Annotated in this window: 13 protein-coding genes and 2 tRNA genes; 1 reads left to right on the top strand and 14 read right to left on the bottom strand. The window is 56.6% G+C overall.

Going from position 1 to position 17464, the window contains the following annotated elements; all coding sequences use genetic code 11:
- Positions 1 to 736 precede the first annotated feature (736 nt).
- From AAAV21_RS09350 to AAAV21_RS09290, 13 genes are all read right to left on the bottom strand, one after another.
- Positions 737 to 1534, bottom strand: coding sequence for a TraX family protein (locus AAAV21_RS09350; RefSeq protein WP_349109165.1), 798 nt, complete (start codon positions 1532 to 1534; stop codon positions 737 to 739).
- Between the two features lie 193 nt (positions 1535 to 1727).
- A tRNA-Lys gene (locus AAAV21_RS09345) sits at positions 1728 to 1803 on the bottom strand.
- Positions 1804 to 1831: 28 nt separating this feature from the next.
- Complete coding sequence (locus tag AAAV21_RS09340) at positions 1832 to 3112, bottom strand: aminopeptidase (protein ID WP_349109162.1); 1281 nt, start codon at positions 3110 to 3112, stop codon at positions 1832 to 1834.
- Positions 3113 to 3201: 89 nt separating this feature from the next.
- Positions 3202 to 3777 (bottom strand): hypothetical protein, encoded by a 576-nt coding sequence (locus AAAV21_RS09335; RefSeq protein WP_349109159.1) that lies wholly within the window; start codon positions 3775 to 3777, stop codon positions 3202 to 3204.
- Entirely contained in the window at positions 3778 to 4656 is an 879-nt protein-coding gene (locus AAAV21_RS09330; RefSeq protein WP_349102555.1) for a phosphoribosylaminoimidazolesuccinocarboxamide synthase, read from the bottom strand.
- Between the two features lie 118 nt (positions 4657 to 4774).
- On the bottom strand, positions 4775 to 6340 hold the full coding sequence (locus AAAV21_RS09325) for a HAMP domain-containing sensor histidine kinase (RefSeq protein WP_349109156.1): 1566 nt from the start codon (positions 6338 to 6340) through the stop codon (positions 4775 to 4777).
- 11 nt (positions 6341 to 6351) lie between these two features.
- The gene (locus AAAV21_RS09320) at positions 6352 to 7074 is read right to left on the bottom strand and encodes a response regulator transcription factor (RefSeq protein WP_006236208.1); all 723 of its coding nucleotides are present in this window, start codon (positions 7072 to 7074) and stop codon (positions 6352 to 6354) included.
- Positions 7075 to 7227: 153 nt separating this feature from the next.
- On the bottom strand, positions 7228 to 8439 hold the full coding sequence (locus tag AAAV21_RS09315; protein ID WP_349109154.1) for a hypothetical protein: 1212 nt from the start codon (positions 8437 to 8439) through the stop codon (positions 7228 to 7230).
- Positions 8439 to 8702 carry a TIGR03905 family TSCPD domain-containing protein gene (locus AAAV21_RS09310; RefSeq protein WP_089572560.1) on the bottom strand — a complete coding sequence of 88 codons (264 nt, stop codon included), beginning with the start codon at positions 8700 to 8702 and terminating at the stop codon, positions 8439 to 8441. The genes AAAV21_RS09315 and AAAV21_RS09310 overlap by 1 nt, the downstream gene beginning before the upstream one ends.
- 113 nt (positions 8703 to 8815) lie before the next feature.
- Positions 8816 to 10615 (bottom strand): GGDEF domain-containing protein, encoded by a 1800-nt coding sequence (locus AAAV21_RS09305; RefSeq protein ID WP_349109152.1) that lies wholly within the window; start codon positions 10613 to 10615, stop codon positions 8816 to 8818.
- Positions 10612 to 11448, bottom strand: coding sequence for a transporter substrate-binding domain-containing protein (locus tag AAAV21_RS09300; RefSeq protein WP_117655801.1), 837 nt, complete (start codon positions 11446 to 11448; stop codon positions 10612 to 10614). Before AAAV21_RS09300 ends, AAAV21_RS09305 begins: the two co-directional genes overlap by 4 nt.
- Before the next feature lie 139 nt (positions 11449 to 11587).
- Positions 11588 to 12934, bottom strand: coding sequence for an adenylosuccinate lyase (purB, locus tag AAAV21_RS09295; RefSeq protein ID WP_349109149.1), 1347 nt, complete (start codon positions 12932 to 12934; stop codon positions 11588 to 11590).
- 425 nt (positions 12935 to 13359) lie between these two features.
- Positions 13360 to 13434: transfer RNA gene (locus AAAV21_RS09290), tRNA-Gly, on the bottom strand.
- A 297-nt stretch (positions 13435 to 13731) separates the two neighbouring features.
- Between AAAV21_RS09290 and AAAV21_RS09285 the strand changes: the two genes are divergently transcribed.
- Positions 13732 to 17163, top strand: a complete 3432-nt coding sequence (locus AAAV21_RS09285) for a SpaA isopeptide-forming pilin-related protein (protein WP_349109146.1) — start codon at positions 13732 to 13734, stop codon at positions 17161 to 17163.
- A 66-nt stretch (positions 17164 to 17229) separates the two neighbouring features.
- Here the strand turns inward: AAAV21_RS09285 and AAAV21_RS09280 are convergent, their stop codons facing one another.
- Entirely contained in the window at positions 17230 to 17448 is a 219-nt protein-coding gene (locus AAAV21_RS09280; RefSeq protein ID WP_022094153.1) for a hypothetical protein, read from the bottom strand.
- Positions 17449 to 17464: the final 16 nt, after the last annotated feature.

Raw genomic sequence — 17464 nt, 5'->3', positions numbered from 1 at the left:
AAATGGTTCGATGTCTGCCCGGATGCGACACTGAATGTGTCCATCCTCGCAGTATCCGGTTCTCAAGGTGCACGCCTGGCGGCTGATCCGGTCCCACCGGGCCGCGCGGCAAGGAGATATATTGCCAGACCGGAGGGGCGCCGGGGGCGGGAATCGCGCACTCCATATTATGTTCACAAATGAATAGGTCCCTCAGTCGCATCACTGAGGTTAAAACTGAAGCATTGGCTTCTGATATTGGCGATGACCAGCTGGTTTATAGGTGTTAAGGCATCGGTCATCTCTGGAGCGCCACTTTACTCCAAAAGCATCAGCTATTTGTTTCCCGTCGGTAAAAGGCAGGTTTTGTTCGCCAAGCGTTCTTATATATAGAGAAGTTCGGGTTCGAACCCGTGGCGCGGCAACAAAAAAGCGACCAGCCGGAGCCGATCGCTTTCTATTCTATGCTGGATCATCCAGAGGGCGCTTCCGAACTCATTTTCTCGCTGCCATTCATGCTTTCGAAGCATCGTTCGACCTCCACAGCCTCATGTTTTGAGGATCTGCCGTGTTTATCACTGTTATTAATGAGTGTGTGGAAGTGATCCTCATACAGATACGTGCGATCCGCCAGAGAACTGAGAAGCATCTCTCTGCAGCCCTCGTTGCCTATCCTCGCATCTCTCAGTTCTTCCGGAAATTCACAAGCAGTCTTAGGGTCAATTTGTTTCGTTTTCAGAGACTTGTTTGAGAGTTTTTAAAGACAGTTCAAAACAATAAGTGAGACACCATAAAGCAGAGCAAGATGTGCCGGATAGAAAATGTAGAAGAAATATTTGAGCTTCAGCCCTCGCTTACCATTATAAAGATTGATAAGCAGCAACGAAACGACCGCGGCAGCAACATCAGGATTAAATACATTAGCTGTAGCAAACTCAAATCCGCCGCCAACTATATGGCATGACGAAAGGAGCACTGCACATACTGCAGCAAAGAACATCTTGGCCTTGCTGTCGTGGAATAAATAGAATGCAGCCACAAGCATAATGCCATACACACCGCCATCTAGTTTAGTGTATTCAGCTGCCAGTGCTGTCAAAACAATCAGAGCAGTTTCTGCGATGTATCTTTTCCGTTTTGAACGACTTTGTATCTTTTCCAGAACAATCAAAAAGACCAAGGAAAGCAGGAGCTCACACATAACATTTTGTTGCCGAAGGTCAAATAGTTGCCCGGTTTGGACGAAATCGTATATGGGCTCCGCAATGATTGCGAAGACAAGCATATTTCGCAGGTACTTCTTTAAGTCATGAGTATGCAAAAATCCCTCAACTATCAAAAAGCAAAATAAGGGAAATGCAATTCTGCCAAGAACATGAAGCACATCCGAAGCCTCGCTTAGAATCGCCCACTGTTCGTCTGATATCTGACTGTACGATGCGTGAGTCATGATTCCATTGGTCAGGACGATCCTGCTTACATGATCGAGAACCATCGAAATGGCTGCTATTATCTTTAATGTGCTGCCGCTAATTCCGTATCTATTTGTTTTCATTTCGTATTCCTTACTTTGGGTGGGCCGTCAGGGGTTCAGCCTGCTCCGCAGGCGGCCGCTGCGGCGCTTCGCGCCTTGCGCGCTGCGCTGGCAAACGCTCACGCGTTTACTCAGCTCCGCGCCCTTTCGGGTTCGAACCCGCGTCGCGGCAACAAAAAAGCGGCCGGCATCCGCCAGTCGCTTTTCCATTCTATGGTGGGCCGTCAGGGGTTCGAACCCTGGACCTTGGGATTAAAAGTCCCCTGCTCTGCCAGCTGAGCTAACGGCCCGCGGGTGGCATTGTACCACGGTCTGGGACTATTCCCAACTCCATTGGCCGTTCTGGAAAATCACAACTTCACGTCCATCAGGCGTAATGCCCGTAATATCGATGTCGTCCGTGCCAATCATAAAATCGACGTGCGTACTCGAGACGTTAACGCCATGCTCCAGGAGCTCTTCCTTGGACATGTCATACCCACCCTCGATGCATTCGGGGAAACCGACACCTAGCGCGAGATGGCAGCTAGCGTTCTCGTCATAGAGCGTATCGTAGAACAGTACGCCACTTTCGCGGATCGGCGTGTTCTTGGAGATGAGCGCGACCTCTCCCAGGTGAGCAGCGCCCTCGTCAGTATCGATGATGCTTGCGAGCGTTGCCTTGCCCACACGGGCATCGTAGTCCACTACGCGGCCGCCCTCGAACTTAATCCAAAAATCGTCGACCTTATTGCCATGGTGGATGAACGGCATGGCCGAGTACACGATACCGTCGGCGCGCATGCGATCGGGCGAAGTGAAGACTTCCTCGGTGGGAATGTTGGGGAAGAAGGGGTGCCCTTCGGGCGTCTTGCCCTTGCCGCCGGCCCACTCGTGACCTTTCGTCATGCCAATCGTCAGATCGGTTCCATTTGCCGCGGCGTAATGCAGGTAGTCGAAACGATTGTCGTTCAGAAAACGCAGGTTCTTTTCGAATGCGGCGTCATGGAGTTCCCAGTCGCTCTCTGGGTCCTGGCCATCGGCGCGCGCGGTGTGCAGAATCGCATTCCACAGCTTATAGATTGCAACCTCATCGGCGTCTCCCGGGAACACCTCGCGCGCCCAGGCAACGACCGGCGCGCCGGCGATGCACCACGGGTTGATGTTGTAGTCCAGTCCGCGGCGGAAGACCTTGCACTGCGTGTTCCTTGCCTTAGAAGCTGCAGCAGGCTTAGCGGGATCGATGCCCTTAAGAGCGGCAGGGTCCGCACCCTCGATAAAGATAAAGCAGGCACCATCCTGGGCCAGTGAATCAAGCTGCAGGCGCTTCCACTCGGGCGTCTGCTCAAAATAGCTTTTCTCGACATGCTCGTACGTGAGCCTCGTCACGGCGTCATCGGCCCAAATAACCGTCACGTGACCGGCACCGGAGGCATAGGCCTCCGCGACCACCACGCGCGCAAACGGCGCGCACTCGACCGGAGACTGAACGACAACCTCCTGGCCGGGCTTGACGTTTACGCCCTTGCGGACAACCAGGCGCGCATAGTTTTTAATCTTGGGCTCTAGGGCCTTCATGCCCTCCAGAGCCTCTTCGACCGTCAGGGCAGCTCGAATCATGTGCCACTCCATCTATCTATAGAACAGTAAAAAGGCGCGCCGCAAAAACGACGCGCCTTATATCTTAGCGATAAGTATGCATGCAAACGCTACTTCTTCTTGGAGTCCTTCTTGTCCTCCTCGGCAGCCGAGCGCTCGATAAGGGCGTTGAGCTTGTTCTCGGACATGCCCTCGGCCTGCGTGCGGTACATGTTGCGCAGGGGACGAATACGAACGAAGTCGTAGATAAAGTCACCCAAAATGACGACGTAGGACAAAACGATGCCGACCATCTGGACAGGGCTGGACACCATGCCAGCGGGAGCGAAGTAGAGCGAAGCCCCGATTGCCACGACGAGCACCATGCCGATAGCGAGCACAGCCCACCAAATACGGCGGCGCTTGGTGTAGTCCTCATCCTGCTTGAGAAGGATATTCGACACCGTGTAGATGCGGTCCTCCTTGGCGCGCTGCTTAGCCTTGCGGGCGCGCTTCTCCTCTTTAGAGAGGCCCTCGAGGTTCTCGCCCTTCTCGAGCTCTTTGCGGCGTGCCTTAGACGAAGCCGGCACGACGCGGACAGAGCTCGCTGCCTGACGGGCAGGCTTAGCAGATGCGGCGGACTTGCGCGCAACCCCGGTAACCTCGTGGGATTGCGTGCGCTTGTTCGTGGCGCTACGGGTACTCACTTATGCGTTCTCCTTCATGCTTGTGAACTGGGAGCCCGTGATGATCTGGAAGGCCTCGCGATAGCGCTCGGACGTGCCATCGATGACCTCGGCGGGCAGGTGCGGGGTCTCCCCCGTCATATCCCAGTTGGCCTTGAGCCAATTGCGGACGAATTGTTTGTCGTAGCTGGGCTGGATCTTGCCCTCCTCGTAGCTGGCAGCAGGCCAGAAACGGCTGGAATCGGGCGTGAGGCACTCGTCGATCAGCGTGACCTTGCCATCGATGACACCAAACTCGAACTTGGTGTCGGCAATGATGATGCCACGGGTCGCGGCGTACTCGGCAGCGGCCTTGTAGATCTTGAGGGAAAGGTCACGAATCTGCGTGGCGATATCCTCGCCCACGATCTCGCAGCAACGCTCGAACGAGATGTTCTCGTCGTGGTCACCAATCTCGGCCTTCGTGGACGGCGTGAACAGCGGCTCGGGAAGCTTGGAAGCCTCGGTCAGGCCCTCAGGCAGCTGGATGCCGCAGACGGTGCCGTTCTCGTCGTAGGTCTTCTTGCCCGAACCGGTCAGATAGCCGCGGACGATGCACTCGATAGGAATCGTCTGGGCCTTCTTAACCAGCATGGCGCGGCCGGCGAGGTAGTCACGATACTCAGCAAACTCCCCAGGGAAATCCGCCGGGTCGATGGAAACGAGGTGGTTGGGAACGATGTCGGCAAACTTATCAAACCAGAATGCCGAGATGCGGTTGAGCACCTCTCCCTTAAACGGAATCTCGTCGGGAAGAATGAAGTCGAACGCAGAAATGCGGTCGGTGGCGACCATCAGCAGGTTTTCACCGGCATCGTAGATATCACGAACCTTGCCACGGGAATCCGGACGACGCTCCATCGTTGTCACGTGAGTCACTCCTTACCAAAATACGACAGTAATGCGGGTTCTTTCCCGCACGTTTTCGCAAACTCGGAGCGGCAGGGATGAAACCCCTCCTTCACCGAATAGCGAAAAGCTAGTGCTCCATTGTAGTAGATGCCGCGTCCGCCGTGTGCTCGCGAGGCAGATGAATCGTAAAAGTCGTACCCTTTCCAAGCTCCGACTCCACGGAAATGTAGCCATGATGTCGCTCGACGATCTGTTTAGTCACGGCGAGGCCCACGCCCAGACCGCCCGCCTCACGGGCGCGACTGGCGTCGGCACGCCAAAAACGACCAAAGATGCGCGACAGATCGTCCTTGGCAATACCGATGCCGGTATCCGAAACGGCAATACTGACATGCTTGCGGTCACTGAGCACCGACACCACGACCCAACCGCCCTCGGGGGTGTAGCGCATGGCGTTGCTCATGAGGTTGATGACGCACTGCGTGATCATGTCGGGATCGGCCTCGACGACATCGTCGTGACCCTGGATTTCATCTGCAAAGCGCAAGCGCAGATCGCGGTCAACAAACAGGCGCTCCTGAGCGTTGACGATGGAACGCACGAAGGGAACCATGTCCACCGGCTCAAGGTTGAGCGGCGCTGTGCTGTTTTCCATGCGCGATAGATCGAGCATCTGCTGCACCAGACGGGCCAGGCGACGTGTCTCGGATGCAACGGTTTCCAGATGCTCGTCGTCGGTGGGATACACCCCATCCTGCATGGCTTCGACTGTCGCGAGCATGGCCATAAGCGGAGTACGAAGTTCGTGAGCCACGTCTGAGGTCAGGCGCTTCTCGTGTTTCATATCCTTCTCGAGCGAAGTGGCCATCTCATCGAAGGTCTCACCCAGCTGATCAATCTCGTCATCACCGCGCAAACCAGTACGAGCGGACAGATCGCCATCGCGAATTTGCTTGGCCGTGCTCGTAATACGATGAATCGGCTTGGTGAGCATGCGCGACACGAGCGATCCGATAACGACCGAAATGCAGATTGCAACAACCGCGGCGAGGGCCATGGCGTTAAAGGTCTTCTCCCTAAATGCAGAATCCGCCTTGGTGAGCAAGGCATCGGAGCCGATGGCCCATAGCTTTACCTGTCCGACATGCTCGCCCGAAGACGTTATGATTTCGACGTTGGCAACGCTATCGGAGTCGGTTGGAGCAGACGAGACCGGGCTATGCGATGCTTTTTTACCGCTCGAGCTGCTCGACGCCGATTCGCTCTCGCGCACATCGGCGGTCGCGCTTGCCGAAGGCCATGAGTCGTCATAGACGACAACGCCCTTCTTGTTGACGACCTGCATACTCAGGTCGTCGGATACCAAACTCGATGTCGCGACCGTGCGCAGCTCGCCCGCAGTCCAGTTGCCGTTTTCCTCATACGACGTCGCAAGCTTTTCGGCAGCAGAATTGGCGATCTCGACGATATTGGAGCGCGTGTAATCCGAAAAGACCGTGCCCCACACAACAGAGACCACGCCCACCAGCACCAATACCGTCATGAGCGATGTCAGAGCAAAAGCAAGTGCCATGCGCGAGGGATAGCTCATCGTTGGCCGTGAATCGGAACGAGGCGTGTTCCAACTAGCCTTGGAACCCGCCTCGCTCTCCTGCTTGTGCTTTTGTCCGATTTCAAAGCGCGCAGGTGTCATATGTGATTTCCCTATTTCTCGTCCGACTTATCGGTCTTGGCCGGAGCCTCGAAGCGATAGCCGACACCGTGGACGGTGTAGAGCCACTTGGGCTTCTTGGGATCATCGCCCAGCTTGGCGCGAAGGTTCTTCACGTGGCTATCGATGGTGCGCTCATAGCCCTCAAAGTCGTAGCCGAGCACCTTCTCGACCAGCTCCATGCGGTTGTAGACGCGACCGGGGTGACGGGCAAGCGTGGTGAGCAGCTTAAACTCGGAAGCCGTCAGGTCGACTTCCTTGCCCTCGACCAAAATCTTGTGGCCCGAGATATCGATGACCAGATCGCCGAAGTCGAGTACCTCGACGGCGGGCTCGTCGGCCTGATGGGCACGGCGGAACAGAGCGCGAACGCGGGCGACGAGCTCGCGCGGCGAGAACGGCTTAATCAGATAGTCGTCGGCGCCGAGCTCAAGACCGATAATACGGTCCTCGATCTCGCCCTTGGCCGTCAGCATGATGATGGGGACATCCGAGGTGTCGCGAATGGTGCGGCAAACGCGCTCGCCGGGGATCTTGGGGAGCATAAGGTCGAGCACGACCAGGTCGAACTGATGCTTCTCGAACTCCTCGATAGCGGACTGGCCGTCGCCCACGCCCACAACCCAATAACCCTCGCGCTCGAGATAGGCAGCGACAGCGTCACGGATTGCCTTCTCATCCTCGACCAGCAGAATCTTTTTTGCATCTGAAGCCATAACACGGCCCCCCTGTCTCAATTAGCTAAGAACAAGCCCATTTTAACGCACCTGAGCCCGCCGGATGCCACTATGACGCGGCAGCTCGGCGGGCGGTACTCACAATTACAACGCGTTTATTCCCCTGTCGACGCCTTTTTAACCCCTCGGAGACTAAAGAGAGAACAAGCGAGCGGTAACCGTCTCGGGAATTCCCTGACTGTTTCGCACCGTTGCGTACGTTAAGAACGAGCTCGATTTACCCGCCGTAGCAGGATAATCGCCATACTCCAGGGCTCGGTCGGGCGACAGAAGCGAGCCGTAGGTCTTAGCCGGAGTGTCAATCAAAAAATGCGACGCCTGGACTTTAACCAGGTATTTATTTTTCCTTCCCGCAGCGCACGCGAGCGGCTCACGCGAAAGGAAGAGGTACGGCCCGCCCTCGTTACCGATATAGGTGCCCATATTGCCCAGGCTACCCACACCGCTATACGTCGCCTCAATGGAGAACACGAAGGTGTCGCCCATATACACGGCCTCGAAAGGCGAAACCGACGAAGGAAGCACCAGCTGAGCTCGCTTCGTGTTGTTGCCGTCGGTCAGGTCGATTGCCGTCATACCGTAATAGACGCCCTCATCATTGTGCACGCGGGGCGAGATGGTCAGAATGCCGTCGCTCACACGCGGGGCGGATGCGAAACGGCCCGTCGACTTCCAAATAGTCTCAGGCTTGGACTCGCTGGGCGACTGACGGTAGCAGTACGAATCGTTACTCGTCTTGCTGCCGCCGGACGAGGGCATCTTATACCAGATGACCGACGACCCATACGCTGTGAAGAGCGGCGGATCGTAGTTTTCGCCACCGCGGTCGAGCTCGACAGCGGTGCCGGTAAGGGAGGAGCCTGCAAGGTTTTGCGCATAGAGTTTCCAAGACGCATTGGCAAAGTTCATCTCGACCCATGCGAACACGCCATCACCCGCGCGAACGTCGTAAAACGCATAGCCGGTTCCCTCAACGGGATCCTCGATAAGTGTAGTAAGCGAGCCATCGCCCAGGTTGAGCACACCAAGCGTATTGGCATGCAGGGCAGAAGCAGGCGCCATCATCGCGGCGGCGTAGTCGCCATCGCAGTAGTACAGCAGCGTGCCCAGCGGCAGCGTCCACGAGGCCGTGGGCTCAAGATCGATATCAACAGCTTCGTACTCATCAGTGATCGAGACAATCTTCGAATCGTCCTTGATAACCTGCGGCTCGCCGGCGGCATCGTCGCTGCTGCCCGTTTTTTTCGAGCAACCGGCAAGCACCGTGGCAGCGCCCGCGGCAGCACCGCCGAGCACAAAGCCACGGCGCGATATTCCATTCTTGATGTGATCGGCGATACCCATTAGGCGATCTCGGCGCGAGCGGCCTCGATAGCGCGCGTGAGCTGATCGGCGCAAGAGGTCTTTTTCATACCGCAGGTATTACCGGCGAGAACCTCGATTACGCGATCGGCAGGAGCACCCTCGACCAACTTGGAGATTGCCTTGAGATTGCCGTCACAGCCGCCGGTAAACTCAACGCCCAGCACCTTGCTGCCATCGTCAGAGAGATTGAGGTGAATATTGCGAGAGCATACACCCTGCGGCTTGTAGTCAAAACTAATCATTGAGATCCCCTCTCAGAAAGAAATTTCAGACGTTTATTATCCCCGTCCGAGGCGATAAAGTATCGCGGGCACCGATTCAACATCCTACGATGCATGGACTCGTAGGGGCAAGATTAGCAGTCCGTACCCTGTGCGTGGACCGTGCGCTTCTCCCGATACATATCGTGGTCGGCGACACGATATGTATCGGCCAGCGTATTTCCAGCCGTCTCGACGGTCGCCACGCCAATCGACGCGCTGACCGTCAGGGCCTCATCACTTACCGCGGCAAGACCGAGACGAAGATCCTGTTCCAGCCCGAGCGCAGACTCGTTGTCAGTATGGGGGCAAACCAGCAAAAACTCGTCGCCGCCAACGCGCATCGGCAGGTAATCCGCACCAGCCACCCGCCGCAGCACGGACGCCGTCCGTCGCAGCAGTTCATCCCCCATCTCGTGACCATAGATGTCATTGGTCCGCTTGAGATAATTGCAGTCCACCATAATCACGCTCACGGGCAAGCCCTCGTTTACCAGGCTATCTCCGCGCGATTCAAGATAGTTGCGGTTGCGAAGCCCCGTCAGTTTATCTTGGTATGACAGCTCCTCGGCATGCTTGACCATCGATATGTTGTGCGTCGCCACGACGACCGACTCCAGCCGGCCTTGCTCATCGCGATGCTGGGGGACAACCTGTAGCGAGTACCAAGCACCTCGACAATCTCGCACCTCGGCAGCCAAGTACGGCACGCCCTCCATACGTTCACGGAGCGTACTTATATCTACGAGTTCCACAACCGCTTCGCGGCTTTCGGGGCTCACGATATCCCGGCAGACCGTGTCCATAAAGTCATATGCCTCGCTGTGCTCGGCAAATATCTTCGCTATCGCCGGCGACATATTGATTCCCTCGATCTCGAGGGCGTCGAGATGCAAAAGGAAGGTCGAATCGTAGATAGCGCTTATGGCATTGATAATGCCGAGCTGTTTATCCTTTTCGGCCAAATTGCGGTGGTCAACGATATTTTGAGCCAACAGCACCACGACCCAAAACGCAAGGCTCACCAAGACGCCAGCGGCGACAAATGTGATCCTGCCAGACATGACCTCAGATTTGGGATACAGCGCAAACAGGCGGTAGTCCTTATACGCCGCACGCACGGCATACCAGGTAGCCCCCCGATATTCGACACGTGTTAGACCTTCGTCTTTCCAGTCAATTCCACTATCGACGAGAAGTCGAGCAAGAGTTATATTGACGGTCGAATCGTTTGAGGAAACGATTTGCGCATCACACATCACCAGCACCGTTGGACTCTGGTGAAACGTGTTGTTCACGAGCACGTCGGCTATCGTGTACGAATAATCATCGGCGGAATCAGCCGCAAGCGATCGATACCCCAGTGCTACGCCATCGCCGTACGGAACGGCGGTCACGGCAAAGTCAACGCCGCGACGCTCTACGACGGTCGAGTAGGACACTTTGGAGCCTCGATACATCGATGCGACCGACGAACAGGCCAGCTCCTCTCGCCACAGCATCAGCGGATCGCGACCGTCGACATCGTAATGAGCGATCATATGGCCGTCGGCGTCCATGACCAGCATTCCCGAAAGGTGCTCGTTGTGGACATACTCCTCGACCAGTGCATCGTTAATTTCGACGCGGTCAGACGGCAAGAACGTCGCGAATGACTCGACCGCGGCATCCAAATTGTGCGTCGCCTCGGTTTTTCTTCCCTGCTCATATCGGTCATATTTTTCGCAGGCGGCCTGTAAAAACACCATGGCTTCCCGGCCAAACCCAAGCGTCTTATCGAGGCAGCGATGCGTGCCGACCGTATACAGCAGGCTCAACAAGACAATGCTGGTCACAACGGCGACAGCCGCGGTAACTAAATGCTTTCGATGCAAGCGGCGCCCATCATTTGTCATGATTCCGCTCCTTGCCTGCCTGTCGTCGCCCCTGCCTTGTAACTGTCCACAATGCGCTCAATCGTGCCATCTCGGTCCATGTCGAACAGCACGGTATTGAGGTTTTTGACGTACTCCCCCTCATAGCTGTTCTCAAACGCAACGCCCAGGTCAACTGTCATAACGTTGTCGGCAAACACGCGATAAACACCGGGATACTGCGCGACGAGCCGGTCGAGCGATTGAACGTCCGCCATCCAACAGTCAACATAACCTTTGACCAGGGCAGCTTTGCAGAGTTCGGCAGAACCATACGATTTGATGTGCACATCCGGCGAGATCCCTAGGTCCCCGGCAAGCAATCGGCGTTCACTCACCGAACCCGCAATCACCGCAATGGTCTTGCTTCCATCGAGAGACTCCAAACCCTTGATACCACTCGTTTTCTTGGCGGCAACCGAGACTGTCACGGTCAGATACGGCTCAGTCCAGTAATAATCATCTTCGCGATAACAGGGCGAATAGTCGCACCACAGACAATCGATATCGCCGTTTTTGAGCAGGCGATCGCGATCATTCCAAGATATGTCAACAAATTGCGGTTTGATTCCAGCACGCTTGCAGGCCTCACGCGCGATATCGATATCGATACCGGCGTAATCGCCCGTGGTATCGATATACACATAGGGATCGTTATCCGTAACGCCGATTTTGAGTACCGGGAGATCCTTGTCGGTTTCATTCGAGGAGGGAGAGCTGTTTCGAGCGGTATACGTCAGGGCGACCGCACAGGCGGCAACAAGGAGTATGAGCACAGACGAGACAATGGTGGCTCGCTTGATACGTCTGGGCACGCGCCTCCTTTCATCGAAACAGCAGTAGGATTCATTTTATTACCGGGAGCCGATTCAGCAGCGAAAAAAGCGCCTCGCCCAAGACGGGCAAGGCGCCAATGGTTGAAATGCATCTGCGGGCGGTCGAATTAGGTCAACCCTACTCGAAGCTCAGCTGCTCCAGGCGATCGAAGACCGTGTCGATACGGGTGAGGAAGTCCCACGGGTCAAAGATCTCGTCGAGCTTCTCCTGGCTGACGGTGCAGCGCGGATCGGCCTCGAGACGCTCCTTAAAGGTGGGGCCAGAGACACAATCCTGCACCTCATGCCAGGTGGCCATGGCGTTTTCCTGCACGATAGCGTAGGCATCCTCGCGGGTGATGCCCGTATCGACGAGGGCCAGCAGGACCTTGGAGGAGAAGATGAGGCCGCGGGTCTTGTTGAGATTGGCCATCATGCGGGCCGGATACAGCTGCAGGCCGTCGATAACGCGAATGAGGCACTGGAACATGTGGTCGAGGGCGATGAAGCTGTCGGCCTGGGCGACACGCTCGGCAGAGGAGTGCGAAATGTCACGCTCGTGCCACAGGGCGACGTTATCGAAGGCAACCTGGGCGTTGGACTTCACGACGCGCGACAGGCCGCAGACCTTCTCCATGGTGATGGGGTTGCGCTTGTGCGGCATGGCGGAGCTGCCCTTTTGGCCCTTGCGGAACGGCTCCTCGGCCTCGAGCGTATCGGTCTTCTGCAGATTGCGAACCTCGGTAGCGATGCGCTCGCAGGTGGCCGCCGTGGTGGCGAGGACACCGGCGAGATAGGCGTGATGGTCGCGAGAGATGACCTGCGTGGACAGCGGGTCGTGGACCAGACCCAGGTGCTCGCAGACATACTCCTCGACAAACGGCTCGATGGAGCTGTACGTGCCGACAGCGCCCGAGATGGCACCGAAGGCAACATTCTTGCGGGCGTCCTCAAGACGATCCAGATCGCGCTTGAGCTCCCAGGCCCAAGAGCCAAACTTCATGCCGAAGGTCATCGGCTCGGCGTGGATGCCATGAGTGCGGCCGGCACAGAGCGTATCGCGCTCCTCAAAGGCGCGACGCTTGCAAATCTCGCCGAGCTTCTTGACGTCCTCGATGATCAAGTCACAGGCCTGGGTGAGCTGGTAGCACAGAGCCGTGTCGCCCAAATCGGAGCTGGTCATGCCATAGTGAACCCAGCGGCTGGGCTTGGGGTCGCCCTCGGGAACATCGGCATCGATGTATTCCTTCATGTTGGTCAGGAAGGCAATGACGTCGTGGCGCGTGACTTCCTCGATCTCATCGACCTTCGCCTTCTCAAAGTTGGCATGGTCGCGGATCCACTGGGCTTCGTCTTTAGAAATGCCGATCTTGCCGAGCTCCGCCTGGGCCTCGCAGGCCAGGACCTCGATCTCCTGCCAAATGGCGTACTTGTTCTCGAGGGAGAAGATGTGTCCCATCTCCGGGCGGGTATAGCGATCGATCATAGCGGCTCCTTTTTGGTTATTGGCACGTTGGTCGTAACCCAACCATTGTACCGTGCGCAGGCGCAAGTATGGGCAGCAGGCATCAACCTAACATTTTGGAATTGGAGCGGCCGTGAGGACGTCCGCGTATTTGCTTTGCAAATCCGCACCGGCTGCGGTCGGCAGGCCCGGTCCGCACACATGCACGGGCAAAGCGGGTTGGACCCGACGTTCCCGAGGTCTCCCGTGCTCGGTGGAGCGGGCAACGGGACATCCGCGTATTTGCTTCGCAAATCCGCACCGGCTGCGGTCGCCTATCGGCGACCTTGCCTGCTCGCTATAAACGCTTCGCGTTTATTTAACGCTCGCACCCTGGCGGGTTCGAGTCCCGGCACTTTATTGAAAAAAGCACGGCACCGTGATGGCGCCGTGCTTGTGCTTTTTACTGGAGCGGGCAACGGGACTCGAACCCGCGAGTGTCAGCTTGGGAAGCTGATGCCTTACCACTTGGCGATGCCCGCATATGTGGGGGATAGTATAACGCGGTTGTCTTGTTCGATACAAGGGTGGCGATACTTGTTTTAGCTGTGGAGATTCGTTTGAAAATCGTATCAATTGTGGAGACAAGGACCTTTGGCCTCCTTTTCTCCTTATCTTCTACCTGCGCTTTTGCTTGATTGTTGTATTTGAGCTCTATTTGTCAGGAATTGGGCAAGCTTTTGGTCAGGCTCCGGTACTTACCCGCATGAACCTCGGGGGTAGCCTCATCCTACGCGTCGCAACCTCCCCATGCGGCGCACGAGGGATAAGGAGCAGCCATGTCCAACGCACCCACGCACTCTGTCCACAGCACAATCGCAACAGGTCCGCTGCTCCTGCTCCTCTTCCTGCTTTTCGGCTGCCTGGCACCGGGAGCCGCATTTGCCGTCGATGGCTACGACCAGCTCGGCTTCCGCACTATCAGCGATGATTGTGGGCCCTTCTTTATCGGCAAGTATGAAGCTCAAGACGCCTCGATTGCCTACTGCATGAACCAGGAGCGTCCCGGCCCCACCAAGCCGGGCGGCCCATGGCTCAGCTTTGATCAAGGCTGGGTGTGGCTCGACGACGAATTCGCAGCAATCGTTTGTCACGGATATCCTACCGCCACGTCGTTTGGCGGTTACCATCTTTCACCCGATCGCGCCCGCGCCGTCACCCAGCTTGCCGTATGGATGCTCAACGGCACCACCCATGTCGACGGCACCTACTCCTACACGACCGCTCAGGGCAAAACCAAGAGCGGGCGCTTTACCGCCGACAATGAAGTCGTGGCGGCTGCGCGGTGGCTCCACGACAGCGCAAAATCAGGAAGCATCAAAGCCGCTCCGCACCGCGCGCGGCGCTATTTAGGGGCCGTATCGGGCGGCAGCAGACGTCAAGACATGCTCTATGTACTGCCGGCGGTCTCTGTTTCCTTCCAAAAGCAGTCTGCGAACACCGTTATTACCAGCGGAAACAATACCTATCAGTTTACCGGGGCAACATTCGATATTTTTGAGAGCGCCAGCGACGCACGTGTTGGCACCATCCAGATGGACGGCAACGGTCGAGCACAGGCAACACTCCTACCCAACACGGCATACTACCTAGTTGAGACAACAGCGCCAGATGGTTATATCCCCCGGCACGATCGCATTGCCTTTACCACGACGGATAACGGCGGATACGTCACCATTGATGAACAACCCGGCACCATTACCTTGCGCATTGTAAAGCTCGACGCCGCAACGAATGCAGGCCCCCAAGTTGGGGCTTCGCTCGCAGGAGCAGAATTCGTATGCGTATCGCAATCAACCCTTGGATGGACACAAACCCTCAGGACCGATGAAAGCGGTCAAGCTACCCTCACCGATGTCCCGCTGGGAACCTTTACCATCTATGAATCGGAGTCGCCCGAGGGCTATTTGCCCTCCGGTGACAGCTGGTCTTACACCGTCGGAGCCGATCAGCTCGGCGATTCAGGCGTGGTCGAGATCGAATCTCGCGTTTCCGATACCCCCATTGCGTTTGACCTTGAGATTTCCAAATTCAAGGACTACGGCAATAGCGACCAATCCGGCCTGGAGCAGCCGGCGGGAGGTGTTGTCTTTGAGGTTGTCAGCAACAGCTCTCAGCAGGTTGTTGGCACACTGACCACAAACATCTATGGCTTTGCCTCCACCAAAGATCTGTCAGAAGCATGGTTCGGCGCAGGCAAGCGACCCGCCGGTGTCCACGGAGCCATCCCATACGACCGCGCCGGCTACACCGTTCGCGAGGTTCCGGAAACCGTCCCCGAGGGTTTTAAACGTGCAGGGGAATGGACCGTCGGGGCCAATCAGATTTCCGACGGCGCCGAGCTTCAATATATCGTGGACAACCACGCTCTGTCGACGCATCTCCAAATTGTAAAACGCGATGCCCAAACAGGCGCTTCTGTTCCACTAGCCGGATTCACCTTCCAACTACTCGACAGCAATCACGAACCTGTCTCACAAACTTGCTGGTATCCAACACATAACGTAATGGACACCTTTACGACTAACGCGACCGGGACCGTCACACTGCCCGAATCGCTCGTGCCGGGCACCTATTATGTACGCGAAACCTCGGCCAAAGAGCCCTATCTTGTCGGCGAGGAGATCGAGGTAAACATACCCGCCGACATGAACCTAACGCCCGTTGCAATCGCCTCGTATTATGACCACGCCGCGACCGGAAACATCAGGATCGTTAAAACCGCTGCCGTAGACGGCAGCAGCCTCGCGGGCGCCGTCTTTGAGATCCGTGCCTCAGGCGATATCGTGCGCCCCGACGGTAGCATTGCCGCGCTCGACGGTGAGACTGTCGCTACCGTCACGACGGATGAAACTGGAGAGGCACGCGCGGACGACCTCCCGCTGGGATCTGGCACTGCACGCTACGAGGTTGTCGAGACTCAAGCGCCGACCGGCTTCTTGCTCGACCGGACGCATCATATCGTCGACCTTACCTATGCCGACCAGAAAACACCCGTTGTGGAAGCACGGCTTAACGTATCCGACGATTACACCAAGGTTGATATCTCCAAGGTCGATGCAAGCGGAGAGCAGGAAGTGAAAGGCGCACAGCTCACCTTATATGGTCCCGATAAAACCAAAATAGACTCCTGGACCTCATCCGACAAGCCGCACCGCATCGAACATCTTGCACCCGGCACCTACTCGTTGCGCGAAACGATGTCTCCGCGGACCCATGACCTTGCCGAGGAGATAACGTTTGAAATAAAGGATACGGGAGAAGTCCAATCCGTCGCGATGAAGGATGCGCCCATCGAGATCAAAGGACAGGTCGACAAGCGTCAGGAACTTGTCCAACCTATCGGGAAGGGTCTGTTGGCTAACGGCGATGGAAAAAACCGCGCCGCGATGCAAACCAATACGGATGGGCTTTTCTCCTATACCATCGATGCTCGAAACGATTCAGCTACCTGGGTTGATGAGTTCACAATTACCGATGATCTTGAGTGTGCCGAGGACGATACGGCGAGATTCGTCTCAATCGAAACCCCCGTCGCCATCGGCGACCTCAACGGTCTGTGCAACGTGTGGTATCGCACGGCGCCGTTGGACTCGACAGACGTCGATGAGTCGGCAAACGCGACGCTTGACGATGGGCACGAAAATCCTTGGCTTGAGTCCGACGAAGTAAAAGAGAGTCTGGGTGAGGATTGCCGCCTCGTCGATTACGACGGCTGGCACCTCTGGAAGGCGGATGTCTCGACCACGGAATCCACCACATTGGAGGCGAAAGAACTCGACCTTGCATCCAATACCGTCGTGACGGGCATTCGCATTGAATACGGTGCAGTAGCCGCCGACTTTACGACTCGAAGCGATGCGGATTCTTGGACCCGCGATGATCTCAAAGATGAGCACGACGACCTTGACGATGCCAGAGCAACCCTTGGCACAGATGCTCGGGGCGCAGTCGTGCACATGCAGGCAACGTCGGCTTATACACCCCAAACTGCACTCACCAACAGCGCACGCGTCGATCTTTGCCGCAACGGCGGCGGCGATAAACTTGAGTCACATGACGAGGACAGTGTCATTCAACGCTGTACCCTACCGCAGGACCTACCGGCAACAGGATCAGCCCCCATCGCCGCTTGCATCACCGCGCTCCTGACCTCGGGTGCCGCAGCCCTATGGTTCGCTCGCCTTAGGTCAATCCCAAAGAAGCGCTAGCGCGATGAAAAAGCGGGCGAGCCAGTCCCCCGGTTCGCCCGCTTTCAATCATTTAAATCGCCGTATCTACTCTGCAGACGAAGATCCGCCATCAACGATTGCTTGCTCGGACTCAGGAATCCCATCGGCGCCCGTGCTCTGTTCTTGCTCCACCTCTTCGCTGATTGCGGAGGCGGGGGTCGAGCCCTTCGCGCCCACGATATAGGCAGCTCCAAACCCCAACGCAATGGCAATCAAGGTCAAAATCACGTAGACAGGCCAATGGCGCTTAATATACGAAAACACGTTGACTCCTTAGAGC

Source organism: Collinsella sp. CLA-AA-H302, from assembly GCF_040093305.1.
Taxonomy (GTDB): domain Bacteria; phylum Actinomycetota; class Coriobacteriia; order Coriobacteriales; family Coriobacteriaceae; genus Collinsella.
This window is presented reverse-complemented; position numbering and strand designations above follow the sequence as displayed.

Coding starts and splice junctions, on each gene's coding strand:
- AAAV21_RS09305 (WP_349109152.1), bottom strand. CDS start 10,615: ATGACAAATGATGGGCGCCGCTTGCATCGAAAGCATTTAGTTACCGCG.
- AAAV21_RS09315 (WP_349109154.1), bottom strand. CDS start 8,439: ATGGGTATCGCCGATCACATCAAGAATGGAATATCGCGCCGTGGCTTT.
- AAAV21_RS09320 (WP_006236208.1), bottom strand. CDS start 7,074: ATGGCTTCAGATGCAAAAAAGATTCTGCTGGTCGAGGATGAGAAGGCA.
- purB (WP_349109149.1), bottom strand. CDS start 12,934: ATGATCGATCGCTATACCCGCCCGGAGATGGGACACATCTTCTCCCTC.
- AAAV21_RS09285 (WP_349109146.1), top strand. CDS start 13,732: ATGTCCAACGCACCCACGCACTCTGTCCACAGCACAATCGCAACAGGT.
- AAAV21_RS09350 (WP_349109165.1), bottom strand. CDS start 1,534: ATGAAAACAAATAGATACGGAATTAGCGGCAGCACATTAAAGATAATA.
- AAAV21_RS09310 (WP_089572560.1), bottom strand. CDS start 8,702: ATGATTAGTTTTGACTACAAGCCGCAGGGTGTATGCTCTCGCAATATT.
- AAAV21_RS09330 (WP_349102555.1), bottom strand. CDS start 4,656: ATGGAGCGTCGTCCGGATTCCCGTGGCAAGGTTCGTGATATCTACGAT.
- AAAV21_RS09325 (WP_349109156.1), bottom strand. CDS start 6,340: ATGACACCTGCGCGCTTTGAAATCGGACAAAAGCACAAGCAGGAGAGC.
- AAAV21_RS09340 (WP_349109162.1), bottom strand. CDS start 3,112: ATGATTCGAGCTGCCCTGACGGTCGAAGAGGCTCTGGAGGGCATGAAG.